The 18,249-nt window shown below is 66.4% G+C and carries 14 protein-coding genes; 4 read left to right on the top strand and 10 right to left on the bottom strand.

The genetic code is table 11. The features are described from left to right. Positions 1-124: 124 nt before the first annotated feature. Together ACIPRI_RS17610 and ACIPRI_RS17605 are read right to left on the bottom strand one after the other, a co-directional pair. Positions 125-2,950 carry an AMP-binding protein gene (locus ACIPRI_RS17610; RefSeq protein ID WP_446622752.1) on the bottom strand — a complete coding sequence of 942 codons (2,826 nt, stop codon included), beginning with the start codon at positions 2,948-2,950 and terminating at the stop codon, positions 125-127. Between the two features lie 545 nt (positions 2,951-3,495). Continuing rightward, positions 3,496-4,476 carry a LysR family transcriptional regulator gene (locus tag ACIPRI_RS17605; RefSeq protein WP_446622751.1) on the bottom strand — a complete coding sequence of 327 codons (981 nt, stop codon included), beginning with the start codon at positions 4,474-4,476 and terminating at the stop codon, positions 3,496-3,498. A gap of 102 nt (positions 4,477-4,578) precedes the next feature. Between ACIPRI_RS17605 and ACIPRI_RS17600 the strand changes: the two genes are divergently transcribed. Further along, positions 4,579-4,953 carry a nuclear transport factor 2 family protein gene (locus ACIPRI_RS17600; RefSeq protein WP_446622750.1) on the top strand — a complete coding sequence of 125 codons (375 nt, stop codon included), beginning with the start codon at positions 4,579-4,581 and terminating at the stop codon, positions 4,951-4,953. 306 nt (positions 4,954-5,259) lie between these two features. On the opposite strand, the gene ACIPRI_RS17595 is transcribed toward ACIPRI_RS17600, so the two are convergent. Continuing rightward, the gene (locus ACIPRI_RS17595) at positions 5,260-6,525 is read right to left on the bottom strand and encodes a branched-chain amino acid ABC transporter substrate-binding protein (protein ID WP_446622749.1); all 1,266 of its coding nucleotides are present in this window, start codon (positions 6,523-6,525) and stop codon (positions 5,260-5,262) included. Between the two features lie 56 nt (positions 6,526-6,581). Then, on the bottom strand, positions 6,582-7,292 hold the full coding sequence (locus ACIPRI_RS17590) for a TetR/AcrR family transcriptional regulator (protein WP_446622748.1): 711 nt from the start codon (positions 7,290-7,292) through the stop codon (positions 6,582-6,584). A 95-nt stretch (positions 7,293-7,387) separates the two neighbouring features. Between ACIPRI_RS17590 and ACIPRI_RS17585 the strand changes: the two genes are divergently transcribed. From ACIPRI_RS17585 to ACIPRI_RS17575, 3 genes are all read left to right on the top strand, one after another. Beyond that, positions 7,388-9,016 carry an AMP-binding protein gene (locus ACIPRI_RS17585; RefSeq protein ID WP_446622787.1) on the top strand — a complete coding sequence of 543 codons (1,629 nt, stop codon included), beginning with the start codon at positions 7,388-7,390 and terminating at the stop codon, positions 9,014-9,016. Further along, entirely contained in the window at positions 9,016-12,324 is a 3,309-nt protein-coding gene (locus ACIPRI_RS17580) for a carboxyl transferase domain-containing protein (RefSeq protein WP_446622786.1), read from the top strand. The genes ACIPRI_RS17585 and ACIPRI_RS17580 overlap by 1 nt, the downstream gene beginning before the upstream one ends. A gap of 143 nt (positions 12,325-12,467) precedes the next feature. Beyond that, a complete protein-coding gene (locus ACIPRI_RS17575) occupies positions 12,468-12,851 on the top strand; it encodes a YXWGXW repeat-containing protein (RefSeq protein WP_446622747.1) in 384 nt (127 codons plus the stop codon). Positions 12,852-12,855: 4 nt separating this feature from the next. Here ACIPRI_RS17575 and ACIPRI_RS17570 read toward each other — a convergent pair whose 3' ends face one another. The 6 genes from ACIPRI_RS17570 to purU all read right to left on the bottom strand — a co-directional run bounded on the left by ACIPRI_RS17570 (position 12,856) and on the right by purU (position 18,247). Further along, complete coding sequence (locus ACIPRI_RS17570) at positions 12,856-13,581, bottom strand: LrgB family protein (RefSeq protein ID WP_446622746.1); 726 nt, start codon at positions 13,579-13,581, stop codon at positions 12,856-12,858. A gap of 4 nt (positions 13,582-13,585) precedes the next feature. Further along, positions 13,586-13,945, bottom strand: a complete 360-nt coding sequence (locus ACIPRI_RS17565; protein ID WP_446622745.1) for a CidA/LrgA family protein — start codon at positions 13,943-13,945, stop codon at positions 13,586-13,588. Positions 13,946-14,135: 190 nt separating this feature from the next. Next, positions 14,136-15,638: an FAD-linked oxidase C-terminal domain-containing protein gene (locus ACIPRI_RS17560; RefSeq protein WP_446622744.1), complete on the bottom strand. Its 1,503-nt coding sequence runs from the start codon at positions 15,636-15,638 to the stop codon at positions 14,136-14,138. Positions 15,639-15,651: 13 nt separating this feature from the next. Further along, positions 15,652-16,011, bottom strand: a complete 360-nt coding sequence (locus ACIPRI_RS17555) for a YgiW/YdeI family stress tolerance OB fold protein (protein ID WP_446622743.1) — start codon at positions 16,009-16,011, stop codon at positions 15,652-15,654. A gap of 135 nt (positions 16,012-16,146) precedes the next feature. Continuing rightward, positions 16,147-17,316: a DUF2846 domain-containing protein gene (locus tag ACIPRI_RS17550; protein WP_446622742.1), complete on the bottom strand. Its 1,170-nt coding sequence runs from the start codon at positions 17,314-17,316 to the stop codon at positions 16,147-16,149. An 82-nt stretch (positions 17,317-17,398) separates the two neighbouring features. Further along, on the bottom strand, positions 17,399-18,247 hold the full coding sequence (purU, locus tag ACIPRI_RS17545; protein ID WP_446622741.1) for a formyltetrahydrofolate deformylase: 849 nt from the start codon (positions 18,245-18,247) through the stop codon (positions 17,399-17,401). Positions 18,248-18,249: the final 2 nt, after the last annotated feature.

Raw genomic sequence — 18,249 nt, 5'->3', positions numbered from 1 at the left:
CATGGCCACAGCGAAAGCGGCCAGTTGCCGGTGACGACATGTCCCTCATGGAGCGTGGCGCCATCCACTTCGACCTTGATAGGAAACGAACGGTGGGCTCCCACTAACTCAGGACCACGCGACCCTACGAATGCAAGCGCCCCACATCGCCCGCATCCGGCTCTGCGCACCGGTTCAGGATCTCCGCGCGCACGGCGTCGCGCAGCCGGATCGACGCTGACCAGTCGTCACCATCCGGTCGGATCGGGGCACTGACCATCACGTCGATCGGCACGCGGCGTGGGAACCACTGACCGTCGCGCAGCACGGAGCGCGTGCCGCGAATCGTCACCGGCACCACGGGCACTCCGGCCTGCGCTGCCGCAGAGAACGCGCCCGCATGGAACGGTAGCAAGCCTGGGACGCGCCGGAACGTGCCTTCCGGAAAGAACAACATGGCTGTGCCGGCGCAAACGCCGCGCGTCACCCGCGCGACGTCCTCCGCCCCGCGCTGCGAGTCGTCGCGGTCTACAAAAATGGCGCCGAGACCTCGCAAGTACACCCGTGGGATGAACTGTTCCTGGAGCGCTCGCTTGGCGACAAAGCGGAAATGGCGCGGCAGTGCGGCGACCAGGGTGATTCCATCCAGATAACTCGCGTGGTTTGCCACGACCACGCAGGTCGCCTCACGCGGCAAATTTTCGAGTCCCTCAACCGCAAACGGGAGCCCGGACAGACGAAAGAAGAGCCGGGCCGCATGGCGACTCAGCGCCCAGCTCCAGGACGCCTTGGGCAGCACGGCGGCCAGCGCCCACGTGATGGGCGCGAGCAGCCAGAACACCAGCCAGACATACCCAGCGTAAGCCACCGTCGCGCCAAAGCGCCAGGCACGTCGTAGTTGCGGCAGCATCGCCTGCCCAGCAAACCGCGCGATCTGCCGCCACGGCGCCAGCTGCACGGGCGAAGCGCCACCGTTCTCGTACAGTTCGCGGCTGGCCGCGCGACGGATCTTGCCGCTGGATGTCTTCAAGACCGTGTGCGGCGGCACCAGGACCACGTCGTCCGGCGGCGCACCGAGGACACTGACCACGGCGGTGTTGATCTGGCGGCGCAGTTGCGCCTGCACCTCGGGGGACATATTGCGGGTTTCCGCCATGACAACGACCCGTTCACTGCGCGTGCGGGGGTCCGGGCTGCCGAACACGGCAACGCAGCCCGTGCGGATGGAGGGAATCGCGCCGACGACCTCCTCCAGGTCATATGGATACACCTGACGGCCGCCCCGAATGATCACGTCCTTCGCGCGGCCGGTGATATAGACGTCGCCTTGTGCCATGTAGGCGTAGTCGCCCGAGTCCAGCCATTCGCCATCGAACAGTCGATGCGTCTCTTTCGAGTTGCGGAAGTAGCCGCTGGTCGCCGACGGCCCCTTGAATAGCAGACGCCCTTCCTGGCGTTCCGCCACCTCACGTCCCGTCGAGTCGACCAGGCGGACTTCATGGCCCGGCAGCGGCTGGCCGCATGCCACGACCAGCTGCACATCAGACGCGCCGGTCGCCGCGGACAGTGCGCGGCCCGAGCGCGAGAACGCCTGCCGGTCGATGCGGTCCACGATCAGCCCCCGCCCTGGCGGCGGGAAGGTCAGGCCCAGCGCAGTCTCCGCCAGTCCGTACACGGGTGCCAGGGCTTGCGGCCGCAGCCCGTAGCGGACGAAGCGTTGCTGAAATTCCAGCATGGTCGTCGCGCTGACTGGTTCGGCGCCGTTGAATGCAAATCGCCAACTGGAAAGGTCGAGCCCGTCCAGCGTGGCCTCGTCCAGCCTGCGCAGGCACAACTCGTAGGCGAAGTTGGGCCCGCCCGATAGCGTGCCGGAGTGCCGGTGCACGGCCCACAGCCAGCGTTCGGGTCGCGCGAGAAACCTCAGCGGCGACATCGCCACTAGCGGATACGCGTAGTACAGGCTGCCGAGCCACGCCCCGATCAGCCCCATGTCGTGGTACAGCGGCAGCCACGAGACAAAGACGTCTTCGGAACTGACTTGCAGGACCTTCCCCATGGCCCGCAGGTTGGCGAGCAGGTTGGCGTGCGTCAGGACCACTCCCTTGGGACTGCTGGTACTGCCGGAGGTGTACTGCAGCAAAGCGATGTCGCTTGCATGGGCAGTGAAGCGCTCCAAGGAGGCAGTACACGAGGACAGCTCTTCAACGGTACAGACAACGCGCAGCGACGGCACCTGCGACTTGAGCAGCGTCGCCAGCGCCTTGGCCTGCGGTACGGTGATCAGCACCGTGGCCAGCGCGTTGGTGAGGATGCCGACGTGACGCCGCAGATGCTCCTCGATCTGCGCCGCGCCCGCCGGCGGGTAGATCGGTACCGGGATGCCGCCGGCGAGCAGAATGCCGGCGAAGCTGACAAAGTACTCAAGGCTGGTCGGCAGCATGAGCGCCACCGGCTGCCCCGGCTGAAAGCCGCGATCCAGCAGCCCCGCGGCGACGCAAGCGGCGCCCTGCTGCAACTCGGCATACCGTAGGCGCGTCAGTCCGTCGTCGCCGTTGTCGATCACAACGTGCTCGCGCTGCGGATGAGCCCGCACGTGCCAGTCGAGCACCTCCTGCAGGGTCGCCGCCGCGTGCGGCGCTTGCGAGACGCGTTCGGGCACCGGGAGCCGCTGTGCCTGCAGCACCTGCGTTTGGTGTGGGCCACGTGCGGCCAGCAGCGCACGCAGCAGGTCCCGAGGCGCTTCGGCCGTGCTCAGCATCTGCTCCGGCGGGCGCACGCCGAACGCGCGCTCGAGACGCGTCAGCAGCTCCACGCGCGCCAGGCTGTCCAGGCCAAGGTCTTCCTCGAGCGCGCTGTCCAGCGTCACCGGGCCCGTGTCCGCGCGACCTGGGTGGAGTTCGGTCAAGACTTCCCGCACGATCCGCAGTACAGCCTCGTCCGACACTGCGCAAGAAGGCGGGTCTGCGTTCATTGGCTGATTACCTACCGTTGCTGCGTTGGGGGCCCTCGGGTCGAGGCGCCATCAAGGATCTTTTCGCCGGCGAGATCATCCTGCGCCGTTCTCGATGGCCCGGCAAGAAGGAACAGGATGACGGGTTTGAAGGAGGGGTGATCGTCCGCGCGGGTCACTTACGTTGATGTTGACCAGATCTCAAAGCTCAAAGGATTTGATCGGTGGTTCGTTTGCACGGCGCTACCGGACCGCGCTTTGACCGGCGGTACGCACTGGTCGCAAACCTGCGACTGCTGCTCTGTAGCGGGAGCGGTCGTAGACGTCGGCCTCGCGATGGGCTGGACCCGGCCATTTTTGCGATCATTGAGCCCGCACAATGGGATTTGCCAACTCGCGTGACTCTACGTCCGTACTCCCTGCGAAGCTGTCAGGCGACACGACAAACTGGCCCCCCCATATTGCCGCACCATTGGATGCGCTGATGCGGTAGGGACGGAGATCGCTCCCCCACCTTCGCGCAGATCCGCAATGCGGCACCACTGCATACGGCATCTGCTTGGGTGTCACGACGCGTGAAGCGCTGATTCGTATACGAATGGCGGCCGCTGGCGCGCGCCACGGCCTTCCGATTGCGGCCCAGGCATCATGCTGACAACAAAGTCGATGAACGCTCTGACCTTGGCCGGAACGTGGTTCCGACTGGGGTAATAGACGTAAAGAGGGAACGATTCGTCGGGCCAGTCCGTCAGAATCGGCTCCAGCGTGCCCGCACGCAGGTGCGTGTCGATTCCCAAGTCGATCACTTGGGCGATCCCGTAGCCTGCAAGGCAAGCCCCAATCTTGGTCCCTGCATCCGTGACTGTCAGGTTCCCGCTGACGGCAACCTTCACCTTCTCATTGCCGCGCCAGAACTCCCATTCGAAGGGCCTATCGGTAGCCGGGTCGATGGCCTGGATGCATTCATGGCCGTCATCGACCAGATCCTGCGGCGACTTCGGTCGACCGCGTTGCGCCAGGTAAGACGGTGCGGCCACAGTCAGGATCCGCGGACTGTAGAGCCTGCGACAGACCAGGCTTGAAACAGACGGCGGTCCAAACCGTATCGCGAGATCGAATCCGTCGCTCACCAGGTCCGGGAGGTCGTTCCTGGTTTCCAGCTTCAATTGAAGAGCAGGGTGGTCCCTCAGGAACTGGGCCAACTCCGGTGCCAGCACAAGGCGGGCGAACACGGCATCGCACGCCACGCGGAGTGTTCCGTTGACCACCGAGGTCTGGTCCGAGGCGCCGACAGCCGCCTCTTCGATCCCCTGAAGCAACGGCAGCACCTTGGATAGCAGCTCGTGCCCAGCCTCCGTCACTTCAACGTGCCGGCTGGTGCGATGCACGAGCTTCGCGCGCAGACGGTCCTCCAATCGCTGGATAGCGCGACTCACCGCTGGCTGAGTCTTGCCCAGACGCGATGCAGCGCGACCAAAGCTCTTGGATTCGGCTACAGCTGCAAGGGCAAGCAAGCCGCTCACGAGTCCTCCATCGAGGTCTTCCATGATCTATGTGTTCCTGTAATGGCAGCGATAACCGGTTCGCAGTTGCCGAGGGCGGGGGGAGCTTTCACTATACGAGTCCTTCGACTATTCAAGAAAGAAGCAATGACCCAGACCCAAGCCGTCCTCGCCTTGATCGATGACTATTTCAATTTGGCATATGAGCCGAAGAGCCGTGACTTCAACAAGGTCTTCCACCCGAACAGTCTTGTCCAGTGGGTTCAGGAAGGCCAGCTGAACACCCTGTCGTCGCCGGACTATGCCGCGCTCATCAACGGAAGGCCGAGTCCTCAATCGACTGGCGCACTAAGGGACGAGGCGATTCTCTCCATGGAGAACATTTCGGACGTCCTTTCAACGGCAACCGTGAGAGTGCGGATTGGAAAGAAGCTTTTCAACGATCACTTCGTCATGCACAAGGTGGAGGGAGGCTGGCTGATAGCAACCAAGGCGTCCTTCGAAGTGCGCATGTTTGACTGAAGAGCAGAACTGCAGATGCGCAGAGCCAAGGATTTCAAAATTGACGCCAAGAAAACGCCGTCGGCGAGTGGGGACGACGTTGCCGGAAATGCCGGCAGGCCTCAGCGTGCCGGAGCGGGAGAGAACTTCGTCAAGTTCGTCCTCGGAAAGACGACGGTCATCGGCCTTAAGGACGGCTACCTGAACATGGCCACCACGCGCCTTCGGAAGCCTGACGGGCAGCCGTTCGGAAGAGATCTACCGCCATCGATTCCGCTGCCGCACGGCCCGCGCAACATTGGCGCGGCGCGGCGCGGCGCGGCGCGGCTACTGCACCTGCGGCCGCACCATCCTGCACTCCGTCCCCTGCGCCAGCTCATTGCCGGTGTACACCGCATCGGTACGGAACCCATAGTCGGTGCCGTCCCAGCCGACCTTGACCGTCTTCCCATCCACCGGCGCAATCGTGTTCACCACCTGCGGCAACAGCAACTGGTGGTCTTCGCCGCGCATGCGCACCGGCCCCACGACCGAGTCGTACTGCAGGTTCTCCAAAGCAAAGGCCACCTTCACCGTGTCGGTGCTGCCGGCCTTGGTGATGGCGGCGGCCAGAAGGCGCGGCGTCATCTCGATGCGCGGCGCCAGGAAGTCCTTGCCGGTGCGGGTCTTGTAGGCCTTGGCCAATGCGTCGGCCTTGGGCGTGTCAGCCTGGCCCGGATGCCATTCGGCCACCCAAGTGAGCTGCCCCACCTTGGCCTGCGACACTGCCAGCACCGTGCCCGGCACCGAGCCGGCGCTGTGGTTGAAGTAGCGCAGGTTGTAGCCGGCGTCGCCCGCGGCCTTGAGCAGCAGCGTCATGTCCTGGCCCCAGTTGCCGGTGATCACCGAGTCGGCGCCCGACTGCTTGATGTTGGCCACGTAGGGTGCGAAGTCTTTCACCCGCCCGATGGGGTGCAGGGCCTCGCCGACGAACTGGATGTCGGGCCGCGCCAGGCCCACCAGCTGGCGGCCGTACGAGGCCCACTGCTTGCCGTGCGCGTAGTCCTGATTGAGCAGGTAGACCTTCTTGACGTCCGGCGTCTTCTTGATGGTGTTGGCGATCGCCTTCATCTTCATCGCCGTGTTTGCCTCGGTCTGGAAGTGCCAGAAGCTGCAGCTCTTGCCCGTCATGTCGGGGTCGATCGAGGAGTGGTTCAGCACCAGCAGCTCCTTGCCCGGGTTGCGCTGGTTCCAGCGCGACACCGCCTGCACCAGCGCCGCCACCACCGATGAGCCCGAGCCACCGGTGACGATCACGCGCGCGCCCTGGTCGATGGCCGCCTGCAGCGCGCTCTGGCTCTCTTGCGCCGAGAGCTTGCTGTCGAACTGCAGCAGCTGCATCTTCTTGCCGCCCGGCAGGCCGCCGCGCGCATTGATGTCGTCCACCGCGTACTGCGTGTGCAAAAGCATCAACTCGCCCACGTTGGCAAAGGGCCCCGACAGCGGATCGATGTAGGCGATCTTGTAGGTCTCTTGGGCCTGGACGGCGGACACGGCCGTCAGGCCGGCGACGATGGCGAGGGCGAGCGGACGCAGGCGAGCGGACTTCTTCATGGGATGTCTCCAGGCAGGGATGGAAGGGAAGAGAGGAAAGAGCAGGGCCAGAGACTTCAGGCCCCGGCCTCGCGCAGGCCGATCACGCGCCAGGCCAGCACGCACAGCTTGGCAACCAGCTCGTCCTCGGAATAGCGGCCCTCGGGCCGGTACCAGGTATAGAGAAAGCCGGGCAGGCTGCAGGCCGCCAGTGCGGTGATCTTGGTGTCGTCGAAGTCGAGGTCGCCATCGCGGCGCGCCTCTTCCAGCAGGGGGCAGAGCCGGTCGTAGAAGTGGTGCGCCAGCTGCTTCTGCGCCGCCAGGTACTCGGGCCGGTACACCTGCGGCTCGCGGTACGAGAAGAAGGCGCATGGCTGGTTGGCGATGGTGGCGCGGATCAGCCGCTCCATGCCGTCGAGCACCTTGTCGCGCGCGCAGCGCGTGTCCTCGGGTGGAAAGTCCAGCGTGGTGAAACATTCGACCGCGGGCTTCCAGGACAGCGTCTCGAAGATCTCCTGCTTGTCGCGGAAGTAGTAGTAGACGAAAGGCTTGGTCACGCCGAGCGCGCGCACGATCTGCGCCATCGTCGTGTTGGCATAGCCCTGGTCGGCGAACAGCCGGGCTGCGGCTTGCAGGATGCGTTCGCGCTGCACGTCGGTGCCCTGGGTGGCGGTGCGCTGGCGGCCGGTGCCTGCAGGCAAGTGGGCGCGTCGGTCCACGCCGGTGCTGCCTGCTTCGGCTTCGGCAGCCGAAGAGGGTTTGTGCCGTGTCGCGAAAGTTATACCCATGGGTAGGATTGTTGTTGCAACATCCGTCCGTTGGCAAGCCAGCCACCTGCGCGAGCCGCTATCGATAACCCTGAGAGAGTGACGCCATGGAGACACTGAAGAGCCTTCCTGACCGCCCGCAGCAGCCGCTGCACGCGTACCTGCGCGCGCACGCAAGCGAGCGTGGCGCGCACGCGGCCTGCATCTGGTACGGCAGCACGATGAGCTACGCCGAGCTGGACCGCGTCAGCGATGCCTTCGCGGCGCGGCTTCAGGCGATCGGCGTGAAGAAAGGCGACCCGGTGGTGCTCTTTCTCAACAACTGCCCCCAATACCTGGTGGCGCACTACGGCATCCAGAAGATCGGCGCCATCGTCTGCCCCAGCGGCCCGCTCAACAAGGAACACGAGCTGGCCTACCAGGTAGGCGACCTGCAGGCCCGCGTGATCGTGGCCGCATCGCCGCTGCTTCCGGTGGTGGACAAGGTGCGCGAGCAGGTGGCCTCGCTCTCGCATGTGTTCGTCGTGCACTACGCCGACCTGCTGCCCGCATCGCAGGAGAAGCTCAGCATCGATCTTCCGGCCGAATTGCGCGCCGCGCAGCAGGAGCCGCGCATCGTGCCGCCGGGCTGCGAAGACTTCCTTGCCGTGATGCGTGCCGACGCCAAGCCCGCGCCGGTCGCCATCGACATGGACGACGTGGCGCTGATGACCTACACCTCGGGCACCACCGGCCTGCCCAAGGGCGCCATGCTGAGCTTCGGCAATGCGCTGTTCAAGACGCGCGCCGCGGCCGACTGCAATGGCGTCACGCAGAACGACGTGCTCTTGTCCATTGCGCCGCTTTATCACATTGCCGGCATGCTGATGGGCGTCAACGTGCCGGTGCTCGCCGGCGCCACCAGCGTGCTGCTGCATCGCTTCGATCCGCATGCGGTGCCGCAGGCCATTGCCCGCTACGGCGTCACTTGGTGGTACAGCATCGCGCCGATGAACGTGGCGGTGATGCAGCTGCCCGACATCGCCAGTTTCGACCTGTCGAGCCTGCGCCGCAATCCGGTCACCAGCTTCGGCATTGCCTTTACCGAGCCGCTGGCCAAGCAGTGGCAGGGCTTCGCCAGCCACTGCGCGTCCTTCGAGGCGGCCTACGGCCTGTCGGAAACCCATACCTGCGACACCTACACGCCGCATCACGCGCCGCGCTGGGGAACGCAGGGCGTGCCGGTGCCGGGCGTGACCATTCGCATCGTCAACCCCGACACGCAGGCAGAGCTGCCGGTGGGCGAAGTGGGCGAGATCATCCTGAAGAGCGAAGGCTCCTTCAAGGGCTACTGGAACAAGCCCGAGGCCACCGCCGCCACCTTGCGCGACGGCGGCTGGGTGCACACCGGCGACATGGGGAAGGTCGACGCCGACGGCTACCTCAGCTTCATCGGCCGCTTCAAGGAAATGATCAAGGTGTCGGGCTACAGCGTGTTTCCCGAAGAGGTCGAAACCATCCTCATCAAGCATCCTGCGGTGGCGCAGGCCGCGGTCATCGCCCAGCCCGATGCGGAAAAGGGCGAGGTGGTGAAGGCCTTCATCGTGAGAAAGCCCGGCGCGCAGGTCGATGAGCAGGCGCTCATCGCCTGGTCGCGCGAAAACATGGCGCCCTACAAGACACCGCGCGCGGTTCGCTTCATCGACGCGCTGCCCACCACCGGCGCAGGCAAGGTGCTGCGCCGGCTGCTGAAAGACAAGGAATGATGTTCAAGAAGATCCTGATCGCCAACCGCGGCGAGATCGCGGTACGGCTGGCGCGCGCCATGCGCGACTTGGGGCTGGCCAGCGTGGCGGTGCATGCGCGCGACGATGCGGCGGCCCTGCACGTTCAACTGGCCGACGTGGTCGTAGCGCTTGATGCCACCGGTCCCTCGGCCTACCTCGACATCCCCCGCCTGATCGAGATTGCCCGCGCGCAGGGCTGCGACGCGGTGCATCCGGGCTATGGCTTCCTGAGCGAGCGGGCCGATTTCGCGCAGGCCTGCGCCGACGCGGGCCTGGTCTTCATCGGCCCCACGGCCGAACAACTGGCGCTCTTCGGCGACAAGGCGCGCGCCCGCGCGCTGGCCCAGCAATGCGATGTGCCGGTCATGCCGGGCAGCAGCGGCGCCGTGACGCTGGCCGAGGCGCAGGATTTTTTTGCACAGCAGACGGCAGGCGGCGAGCAGGCTGGCGTGATGGTCAAGGCGATTGGCGGTGGTGGCGGGCGCGGCATGCGCGCGGTGCTGCGCGCCGAAGACTTGGCCGAGGCGCACGCGCGCTGCACTTCAGAGGCCAAGGCGGCCTTCGGTGTCGCCGGCGTCTATGTGGAGCGCCTGATGCGCAACGCGCGCCACATCGAGATCCAGGTGCTGGGCGATGGCCAGGCCGTGGCCAGCCTCGGCGAGCGCGAATGCACCTTGCAGCGGCGCTTCCAGAAGCTGGTGGAGATCGCGCCCAGCCCGATGCTGGGCCCCGAATTGAAAGAGCGCATCACCCAGGCGGCACTGCGCATGGCCCAGGCGGTGGGCTACCGCGGCCTGGGCACCTTCGAATTCCTGGTGGACGAAGCATCGCGCAGCCTGCCTTTCGTCTTCATCGAGGCCAACCCGCGCCTGCAGGTCGAGCACACCGTGACCGAGGCGGTGACGGGCCTGGACCTGGTGCAGCTGCAGATTGGTGTGGCAGCGGGCCAGTCGCTGGCGCAATTGGGCATCGAGGCCAACAGGACGGCGGCGCAGCGCGGCTTTGCCATCCAGTGGCGCATCAACGCGGAGACGCTGGATGCCCAAGGCAACGCCCGGCCGGCCAGCGGCGCGTTGTCGCGCTTCGACCTTCCTGCCGGGCCTGGCGTGCGCGTCGACACCCATGGCTATGCCGGCCTGGCGCCTTCGCCGCACTACGACACCCTGTTGGCCAAGCTGATCGTGCACAGCGCCTCGCCGCACTTTGCGGATGCGCTGCGCCGCTCGGCGCGCGCGCTGGAGGAATGCCGAGTCGAAGGCATCGCCAGCAACCTGGCGCTGCTGCGCGCCATCGGCGAGCGGCCCGAGTTTGCGCGCCAGGCGGTGCATACGCGCTTCGTGGAAGAGCATCTCGCGGACCTGCTGGCCGTTGCGCAGAAGTTCGTGCCCAAGCCGGGCCAGCCACCGATCCATGCCCCTGCGACGCTGGCTTCTGCGCAGGAGCAGGACGAAGATCCGAACGCCCCCGTGATCAAGGCGCCCATGGCCGCCAAGCTGGTGCAGTTCGAAGTGGCGGTGGGCGATGTGCTGCCGGCCGGTGCGCAGATCGGGGTGCTCGAGGCCATGAAGATGGAACACCTGCTGCACGCCCCGCTGGCCGGCCGCGTGCTGGCTTTGCTGGCTGCGCCCGGCGACTACCTGGTGGAAGGCCAGTCGCTGGTCAAGCTGGAGCCGGTGGAGGCGCAGGTGGTGCACACGCAAGCCGAGCAGGCGCAAGACCCCGATGCCATTCGCGCCGACCTGCAGCGCGTGATCGACCGCCACGCGCCCACGCTGGACCAGAACCGCCAGGCCGCGGTCGCCAAGCGCCAGGCCCAGGGCGGGCGCACCGCACGCGCCAACGTGGCCGACCTGTGCGACCTGCATGAAGACCCGAACAACTTCAACGAGTACGGGGCCTTGGCCATTGCCGCCCAGACGCGCCGCCGTTCGCTCGAAGACCTGATCGCCAACACACCGGCCGACGGCATGATCACCGGCGTGGGCAACATCAATGGCAAGCAGTTCGGCCCCGAGAAATCGCGTTGCGTGGTCATGGCGTATGACTACACCGTGCTGGCCGGAACGCAGGGCATGCGCAACCACCAGAAGACCGACCGCATGCTGCGCGTGGCGCATCAGCTCGGCTTGCCGGTGGTGCTGTTTGCCGAGGGCGGCGGCGGGCGGCCGGGCGATACCGATATGCCCATCGTGGCGGGGCTGAACAACCATACCTTCAGCCAGTTCGCGGCGCTGTCGGGCAAGGTGCCGGTGGTGGGCATCGTGCATGGGCGCTGCTTTGCCGGCAATGCGGCCCTGCTGGGCTGCGCCGATGTGATCATCGCCACCGAGGCCAGCAATATCGGCATGAGCGGGCCGGCCATGATCGAAGGCGGGGGGCTCGGCAGCTTCGCGCCCGAGCAGATCGGGCCGAGCAGCGTGCAGTCGAAGAACGGTGTGATCGACATCCTGGTGAAGGACGAGCGCGAGGCCGTGGCCACGGCCAAGCAGTACCTCTCGTATTTCCAGGGCGCGGTGAGCGACTGGCAATGCGCCGACCAGCGCCTGTTGCGCCATGCGGTTCCCGAAAACCGCCTGCGCGTGTACGACGTGCGCGCCGCCATGCGCGGCCTGGCGGACAGCGGCTCGGTGCTGGAACTGCGCGCGGGATTCGGCGCCGGCATCATCACCGCGCTGGCGCGCATCGAGGGCAGGCCGGTGGGCATCCTGGCCAACAACCCGCACCACCTGGGTGGCGCCATCGACGTGGCGGCGGCCGACAAGGCGGCGCGCTTCATGCAGCTGTGCAATGCGCACGGCCTGCCCATCGTGTCGCTGTGCGACACGCCGGGCTTCATGGTCGGCCCCGAGATCGAGGCGCAGGCTCAGGTGCGCCACGTGTGCCGCATGTTCATGGTGGCTTCGCATCTGCGCGTGCCCTTCTTCGCGGTGGTGCTGCGCAAGGGCTATGGCCTGGGCGCGCAGGCCATGACGGCCGGCGGCTTCGACGCGCCGGTGTTCACCGTGGCCTGGCCCACCGGCGAATTCGGCGCCATGGGCCTGGAAGGCGCGGTGCGCCTGGGCTACCGCAAGGAACTCGAGGCCGCCAAGGAAGGCGCGGAGCGGGACGCGTTGTTCAAGCAGCTGGTCGCGCAGCAATACGCGGACGGCGAGGCGATCCACATGGCGCAGACGCTCGAGATCGACGCGGTGATCGACCCAGCGCAGACGCGCGCCTGGCTGGTGCGCGGCCTGGCTTCGGCCGCTGGCATGCATGAGGCGGCGACGCCCTATGTCGACACCTGGTGAGTCGCCAGCACGCAACGGCGCATCTTTCAAGTGCGGCGCGCCAACGAAGCCGCCACCAATCTGCACAAGACTTCGCCTGCGCTTTGCGATGCCTTTACACAGGCGCCTCAGCATGAAGGCTCCTATCAACAAAGGAGCTCGTCATGAAACGAATCGCTTTTGCAACGGTTGCCGGCGCCCTGGTCTCGCTGGCCGCACTGGGCGGCGCTGCAGCCGCCAATGCGCAGACCTTCGGACACGTCTCCGTCAACATCGGGCTGCCGACCCCGCCGATCGCCGTGATGCGCCCCGCACCGGTGGTGGTGGCGCCGCATCCGCAGCGCGTCTGGGGCCCGCCGCCGCAGGCCCATGGCCACTACGGGCATCAGGGGCGCTACGGCCACGACCGTGGCGACTACTACCGCCATGGCCGCGGCGATGGCTACTACCGCGACGGCCGCGGCTACTACGCCACCCGCTGGGACCGCGATGGCGACGGCGTGCCGAACCGCCACGACCGGCGCCCGCACAACCCGTACCGCAACTGATTGCCTAGAACAGGCGAAACACCAGGGGCATGAGCAGGGCGGCCAACACCACCTGCAGCCCCAGCGCCAGGCCGGCATAGGCGCCGGCCTGCGCATCCACCTGCAGGGCGCGCGCGGCGCCGATGCCGTGCGAGGCGGTACCCAGCGCAAAGCCGCGCGCCGCGAAGCCTTCAGGGTTGGTCGCCAGCCGCATGGCATCGAACAGGTACTTGCCCGACAGCGCGCCGATCATCCCCGTCAGGACCGCGAACACGGCCGACAGTGCCGGGATGCCGCCGATTTTTTCGGAAATGCCCATGGCCACCGGCGCCGTCACCGACTTGGGCGCCAGCGACAGCACCACGTCATGCGGCAAGCCCACCAGCCAACCGAGCAGCAATGCCGATCCGCTGGCCGCGGCGCCACCCAGCAGCGCGGCCAGCACGATGCGGCCGAAGCGCTCGCGCAGTTCCACCCGGCGTTGCCACAACGGCCAGGCCAGCGCCACCACGGCGGGGCCCAGCAGGAAGTGAATGAACTGCGCGCCGGCGAAGTAGCTGGGGTAATCCACCCCGGTGGCCAGCAGCCCGCTGGCCAGCACCACCACCGACCACAGCACCGGGTTGGCCCAGGGCGCGCCGCCCAGGCGTGCCGAAGTCGCCTGCGCCAGCAGGTAGACCACCAGCGTGGCCGTCAGGCCGAACAGCGGCGAGGCCGAGAGGTAGATCCACAGTTCGACAAAGCGCGGCATGGCGTCAGCCCTTCTTTTTTCCGGTGCCGGCGGGCCGCGGCCACCACAGCACCGCCGCCGTGACCGCGAGGCCGATCCAGGTCGACAGCACGATCACCAGCAGCATGCGGCCACCGTATTGCGCGAGAAGCGCCAGGTGCGTCATCACGCCCACGCCGACCGGAATGAAGAGCAGCGACAGGTGCGCCAGCAGGAAGTTGGCACATTCACCCACCGGCTCGCGCACCAGCGGCCAGCGCAACGCAATCAGGAGAAGAATGAGCCCGAGCACCGGTCCGGGCAACGGCAGGGAGAAGGCGCGCGAAAGCACCTCGCCGATCGACTGGAACACCAGCAGCCAGGCCAGCCCGCGCAAGCCCTGCATCTAGGGCCTGCTCACGCCATTTACGGAGATCGCGTTGGCCCCAATGCGGGCCAACCCGGAGGGAAGGCATGCCAAAGCGGCCAACTCCGCGTTGCACGCCTTGCGTGTGCCGACGCACATGCGGCGTCGTGCGCCTTGATTTGTCTGCTTTGGCATGCCTTCGCGACTCCGTAAATGGCGTGAGCAGGCCCTAAAAACGCGGAAGATCCGGGTGCGGCAGCACGCCGCCGCGCACCAGCTGCTTGCCGTATTCGGCGCAGCGCTGCAGGGTCGGAATCACCTTGCCCGGGTTGAGCATGCCCGCCGGATCGAAGGCGCGCTTGATGCCGAACATCTGTTCGTTCTCTTCAGGACTGAACTGCACGCACATGCTGTTGAGCTTTTCCACGCCGACGCCATGCTCGCCCGACACCGTGCCGCCCATGGCGACGCTGGTCTCCAGGATGTCGGCGCCGAACAGTTCGCAGCGATGCAGCTCGTCGGGATCGTTGGCGTCGAAAAGCACCAGCGGATGCAGGTTGCCGTCGCCCGCATGGAAGACGTTGCAGCAGCGCAAGTTGTACTTTTTCTCCATCTGCTGGATCGCCAGCAGGATGTCGGCCAGGCGCTTGCGCGGAATGGTCGAATCCAGGCACATGTAGTCGGGGCTGATGCGCCCCGAGGCCGGGAAGGCGTTCTTGCGGCCGCTCCAGAACTTCAGGCGCTCGGCCTCGTCCTGGCTCACCGTGAGGGCGGTGGCGCCCGAGCTGCGCAGCACGGCGCTCATGCGGCCGATCTCTTCTTCCACTTCTTCCGGCGTGCCGTCGGATTCGCACAAGAGGATGGCGGCGGCCGACAGGTCGTAGCCGGCGTGCACGAAGTCCTCGACCGCGGCGGTCATGGGCTTGTCCATCATCTCGAGCCCGGCCGGAATGATGCCGGCCGCGATCACCGCCGCCACCGCATCGCCGGCTTTGCGCACATCGTCAAAGCTGGCCATGATGCAGCGCGCCAAGAGCGGCTTGGGCACCAGCTTGACGGTGACCTCGGTGGTGACGGCCAGCATGCCCTCGCTGCCGATGACCAGGGCGAGCAGGTCCAGGCCGGCGCTGTCCAACGCTTCGCTGCCGAATTCGATCGGCTCGCCTTCGGCGGTGAAGCCGCGCACCCGCAGCACGTTGTGCAGCGTCAGGCCGTACTTGAGGCAATGCACACCGCCCGAGTTTTCCGCCACGTTGCCGCCGATGGTGCAGGCGATCTGGCTGGAAGGGTCGGGCGCGTAATACAGGCCATAGGGGGCCGCCGCCTCGCTGATGGCGAGGTTGCGCACGCCGCATTGCACGACCGCGGTGCGGCTCTCCGAGTCGATCTTCCGGATGTTGTTGAACTTGGCCAGCGACAGCGTCACGCCCAGCGCGTGCGGCATGGCGCCGCCGGAGAGCCCGGTGCCGGCGCCGCGTGCCACCACCGGCACGCCCAGGCCATGGCAGGCCTTCAGCACCGCCGCGACCTGCGCCTCGTTCTCGGGCAGGGCCACCACCAGCGGCCGCTGGCGGTAGGCGGTGAGGCCGTCGCACTCATAAGGCACCGTGTCCTCGCGCTGCCACAAGAGGGCATGCGCCGGCAGCACCGCCTGCAACGCGCGCACCACCTGCGCCTGCCGCTCGCTGCGCTGCAGGGCATCGTGTTGCGTGGGCGAGGTGGGCGCGTTCATGGCTTGAAGAGGATCAGTTGACGCGGCGGATCGAGTCGACGTCGATCTCGGGCGAGGCCATGAATTCCTTTTCGACTTCGCCGTGGATCTCGACCTGAACCTTGTCGTCGATCGGCTCGCCGCGCGGGAAGATCTTCTTGTCGATTTCCACGCGGATGGTCCCGGTGCCATCGGAGAACTCGTACTTCTCGGAGCCCACCTTCTTCAGCAACTTGCCGCGCAGCGCCACCTGGTGGTCATCGGTGCCGCTCTTGAGGACTTCGGCCACGCTGGTGAGCTTGACGGTGGAGGGGCCGACGAATTGGGCCAACGCCGCGCCGCTGGCGCCGAGCGAAAGTGCAAGAGAGAGTGCGACGGTCTTCAGAACCTTCATGGGAGCCTTTCCTTGTTTGTTGTTGCCTTGCGCGCATCAACAAACCATCCCGATGCGCACCCGCGCAGGCATGTTAGCGCCATGCCTGCAAGGATGCTGCCCCTGGAGGAGAACTTGCGCCGGGGAATCGGCGTGTCAGCGAATCGAGACCAGATTCAATTCTTCGTCCACCACGAATGCGCCGCCGCTGGCGCCGCCGCGCGAGTTGGCATTGAAGCGCACGACGCGTCGAAGTTCGGGCGAATACCACGCCGATGCGCGGTACCTCGCGGTCTGGTTCTGCGAAGAGGCCATGCTGCTGGTGAATCGGCTGGTGTAGCCGCGGTACTCGATCAGAACGACCGGCATGGCCCGACCTGTGATGACCAAGGTATCCGGGCCGGATACGACGGCCACGATGTCCATATCGACACGGCCCGCGCCGACGTTCCTCGAGTAGCGCTCGGTCCAGGACGCGCCGGCGGTCAAGGACTGCGGCCGCACCCAGCCGCCTGGCGGCATCGCGGTATCGAAGTCACCCGCAATCTGCGATCGGGCCTCGATGAAGGTGCCGTCCGGCTTTTCAAACCACGTGCCGTTGTTGAAGCTGATCCGCTCGCCCTCGGCTTCGAAGAACCTGAAGTTGACGACGCGTTCGGGCCCGCCCATGCGATCGTTCAATCGATATTCAACCAACCGCGTTGTGCCGGTCTTGGCTGGCGGGTGTCCGCCTTGCGCTTCGCCCCGGGATACAGCCGTTGCTTCGCGCGCAGCAGCGGGTGCGAGCCCGGCTGGCGTGGCGCTTGGCGCATCTGCCGCGAGGGTCGTCGTCGCAGTGGATGCGGCTGGCACGGGTTCGGCGCGCTTACCGGGCGTCGATGGCGCGCTCGCAACCGCATGCTTGCCGATGTAGGCCAGATCGACCATGTCCGGCAGCGCTTCAGTGGGCGTGCGCAGAGCCAGCTTGGGCTGTCCAATGACGAAGCCCAGGCCAATCGACATCTCCACATAGCTGGTGCGTTGGGGCAGCACGTCGATGTCCAGCTTCGCTTCAGCCTCCGTCCGGGCCTGGGCGGTGTAGCGTCCCAGCGGCCGATCCACGTAGAAGAAGCCACGTGGCGCGAAGCTGCCGACCACTTGGCCATCCAGGCGCAAGTCGGGCTGGATGGCCGCGCCCATGACGGAGCTGCGATAGAAGAAGATGCGTCCCTGCTCGGGTTCCGGCGGGGGAATGTTGGGCGCGATATCCGCATAGCGTGGGCCGGACGCGCAACCAGTGAGCAATGCAAGCAGGCCAGCGGCCAGCCAAGTGGTGCAACGGATCACATCTCTCCCTTTGAATGTGAAGAGATGTTACGAGGATCGGGCGCTGGCGGAGGGCGCCGCCGCGGTCAGCCGCCCGCCGCCGTCAGCGAAACACCACAGTCCGATGTCCGTTCAGCAGCACCCGGTGCTCGCTGTGCCACTTCACCGCACGCGCCAGCACCTGGCTCTCGGTGTCGCGGCCGCGGGCGGTGAGGTCTTCCACCGTGTCGGTGTGGTCGGCGCGGGCCACGTCCTGCTCGATGATCGGGCCTTCGTCCAGGTCGGCCGTCACGTAGTGGGCGGTGGCGCCGATCAGCTTCACGCCGCGGTCATGCGCCTGGTAGTAAGGCTTGGCGCCCTTGAAGCTGGGCAGGAAGGAGTGGTGGATGTTGATGGCGCGGCCCTGCAGCTTGGTGCACAGGTCGTTGCTCAGCACCTGCATGTAGCGCGCCAGAACCACCAGCTCGGCGCCTTCTTCCTGGATGATCTCGAATTGCTTGGCCTCGGCCTGTGCCTTGGTCGCGCCTGTGACCGGGATGTGGTGGAAGGGCACGTTGTAGCCGGCCGCCAGCTGATAGAACTCGCGGTGGTTCGAGACGATGGCGCGGATGTCGATGGCCAAGAGGCCGCTCTTCCAGCGGAACAGCAGGTCGTTCAGGCAGTGGCCTTCCTTGCTGACCATGATCACCGTCTTCATCGGCTGCTGGGCCGCGTGCAGCTGCCAGTTCATGCCGAAGCCCTGGGCGAATCCCTCCAGGTCGGCCTTGAGCTGGGCCTCGTCGCGGCTCGAGCAGGCGAAGCGCACGCGCATGAAGAACAGGCCCGTGTCATGGTCGTTGTACTGGGCCGCTTCTTCGATGTTGCCGCCGCGCTCGAGCAGAAAGCCGGAAACGGCATGGACGATGCCGGTGCGATCGGGACAGGAAAGGGTAAGGATGTACGCGGGATTCATAG

This window comes from Variovorax sp. LARHSF232, from assembly GCF_052871435.1.
This window is presented reverse-complemented; position numbering and strand designations above follow the sequence as displayed.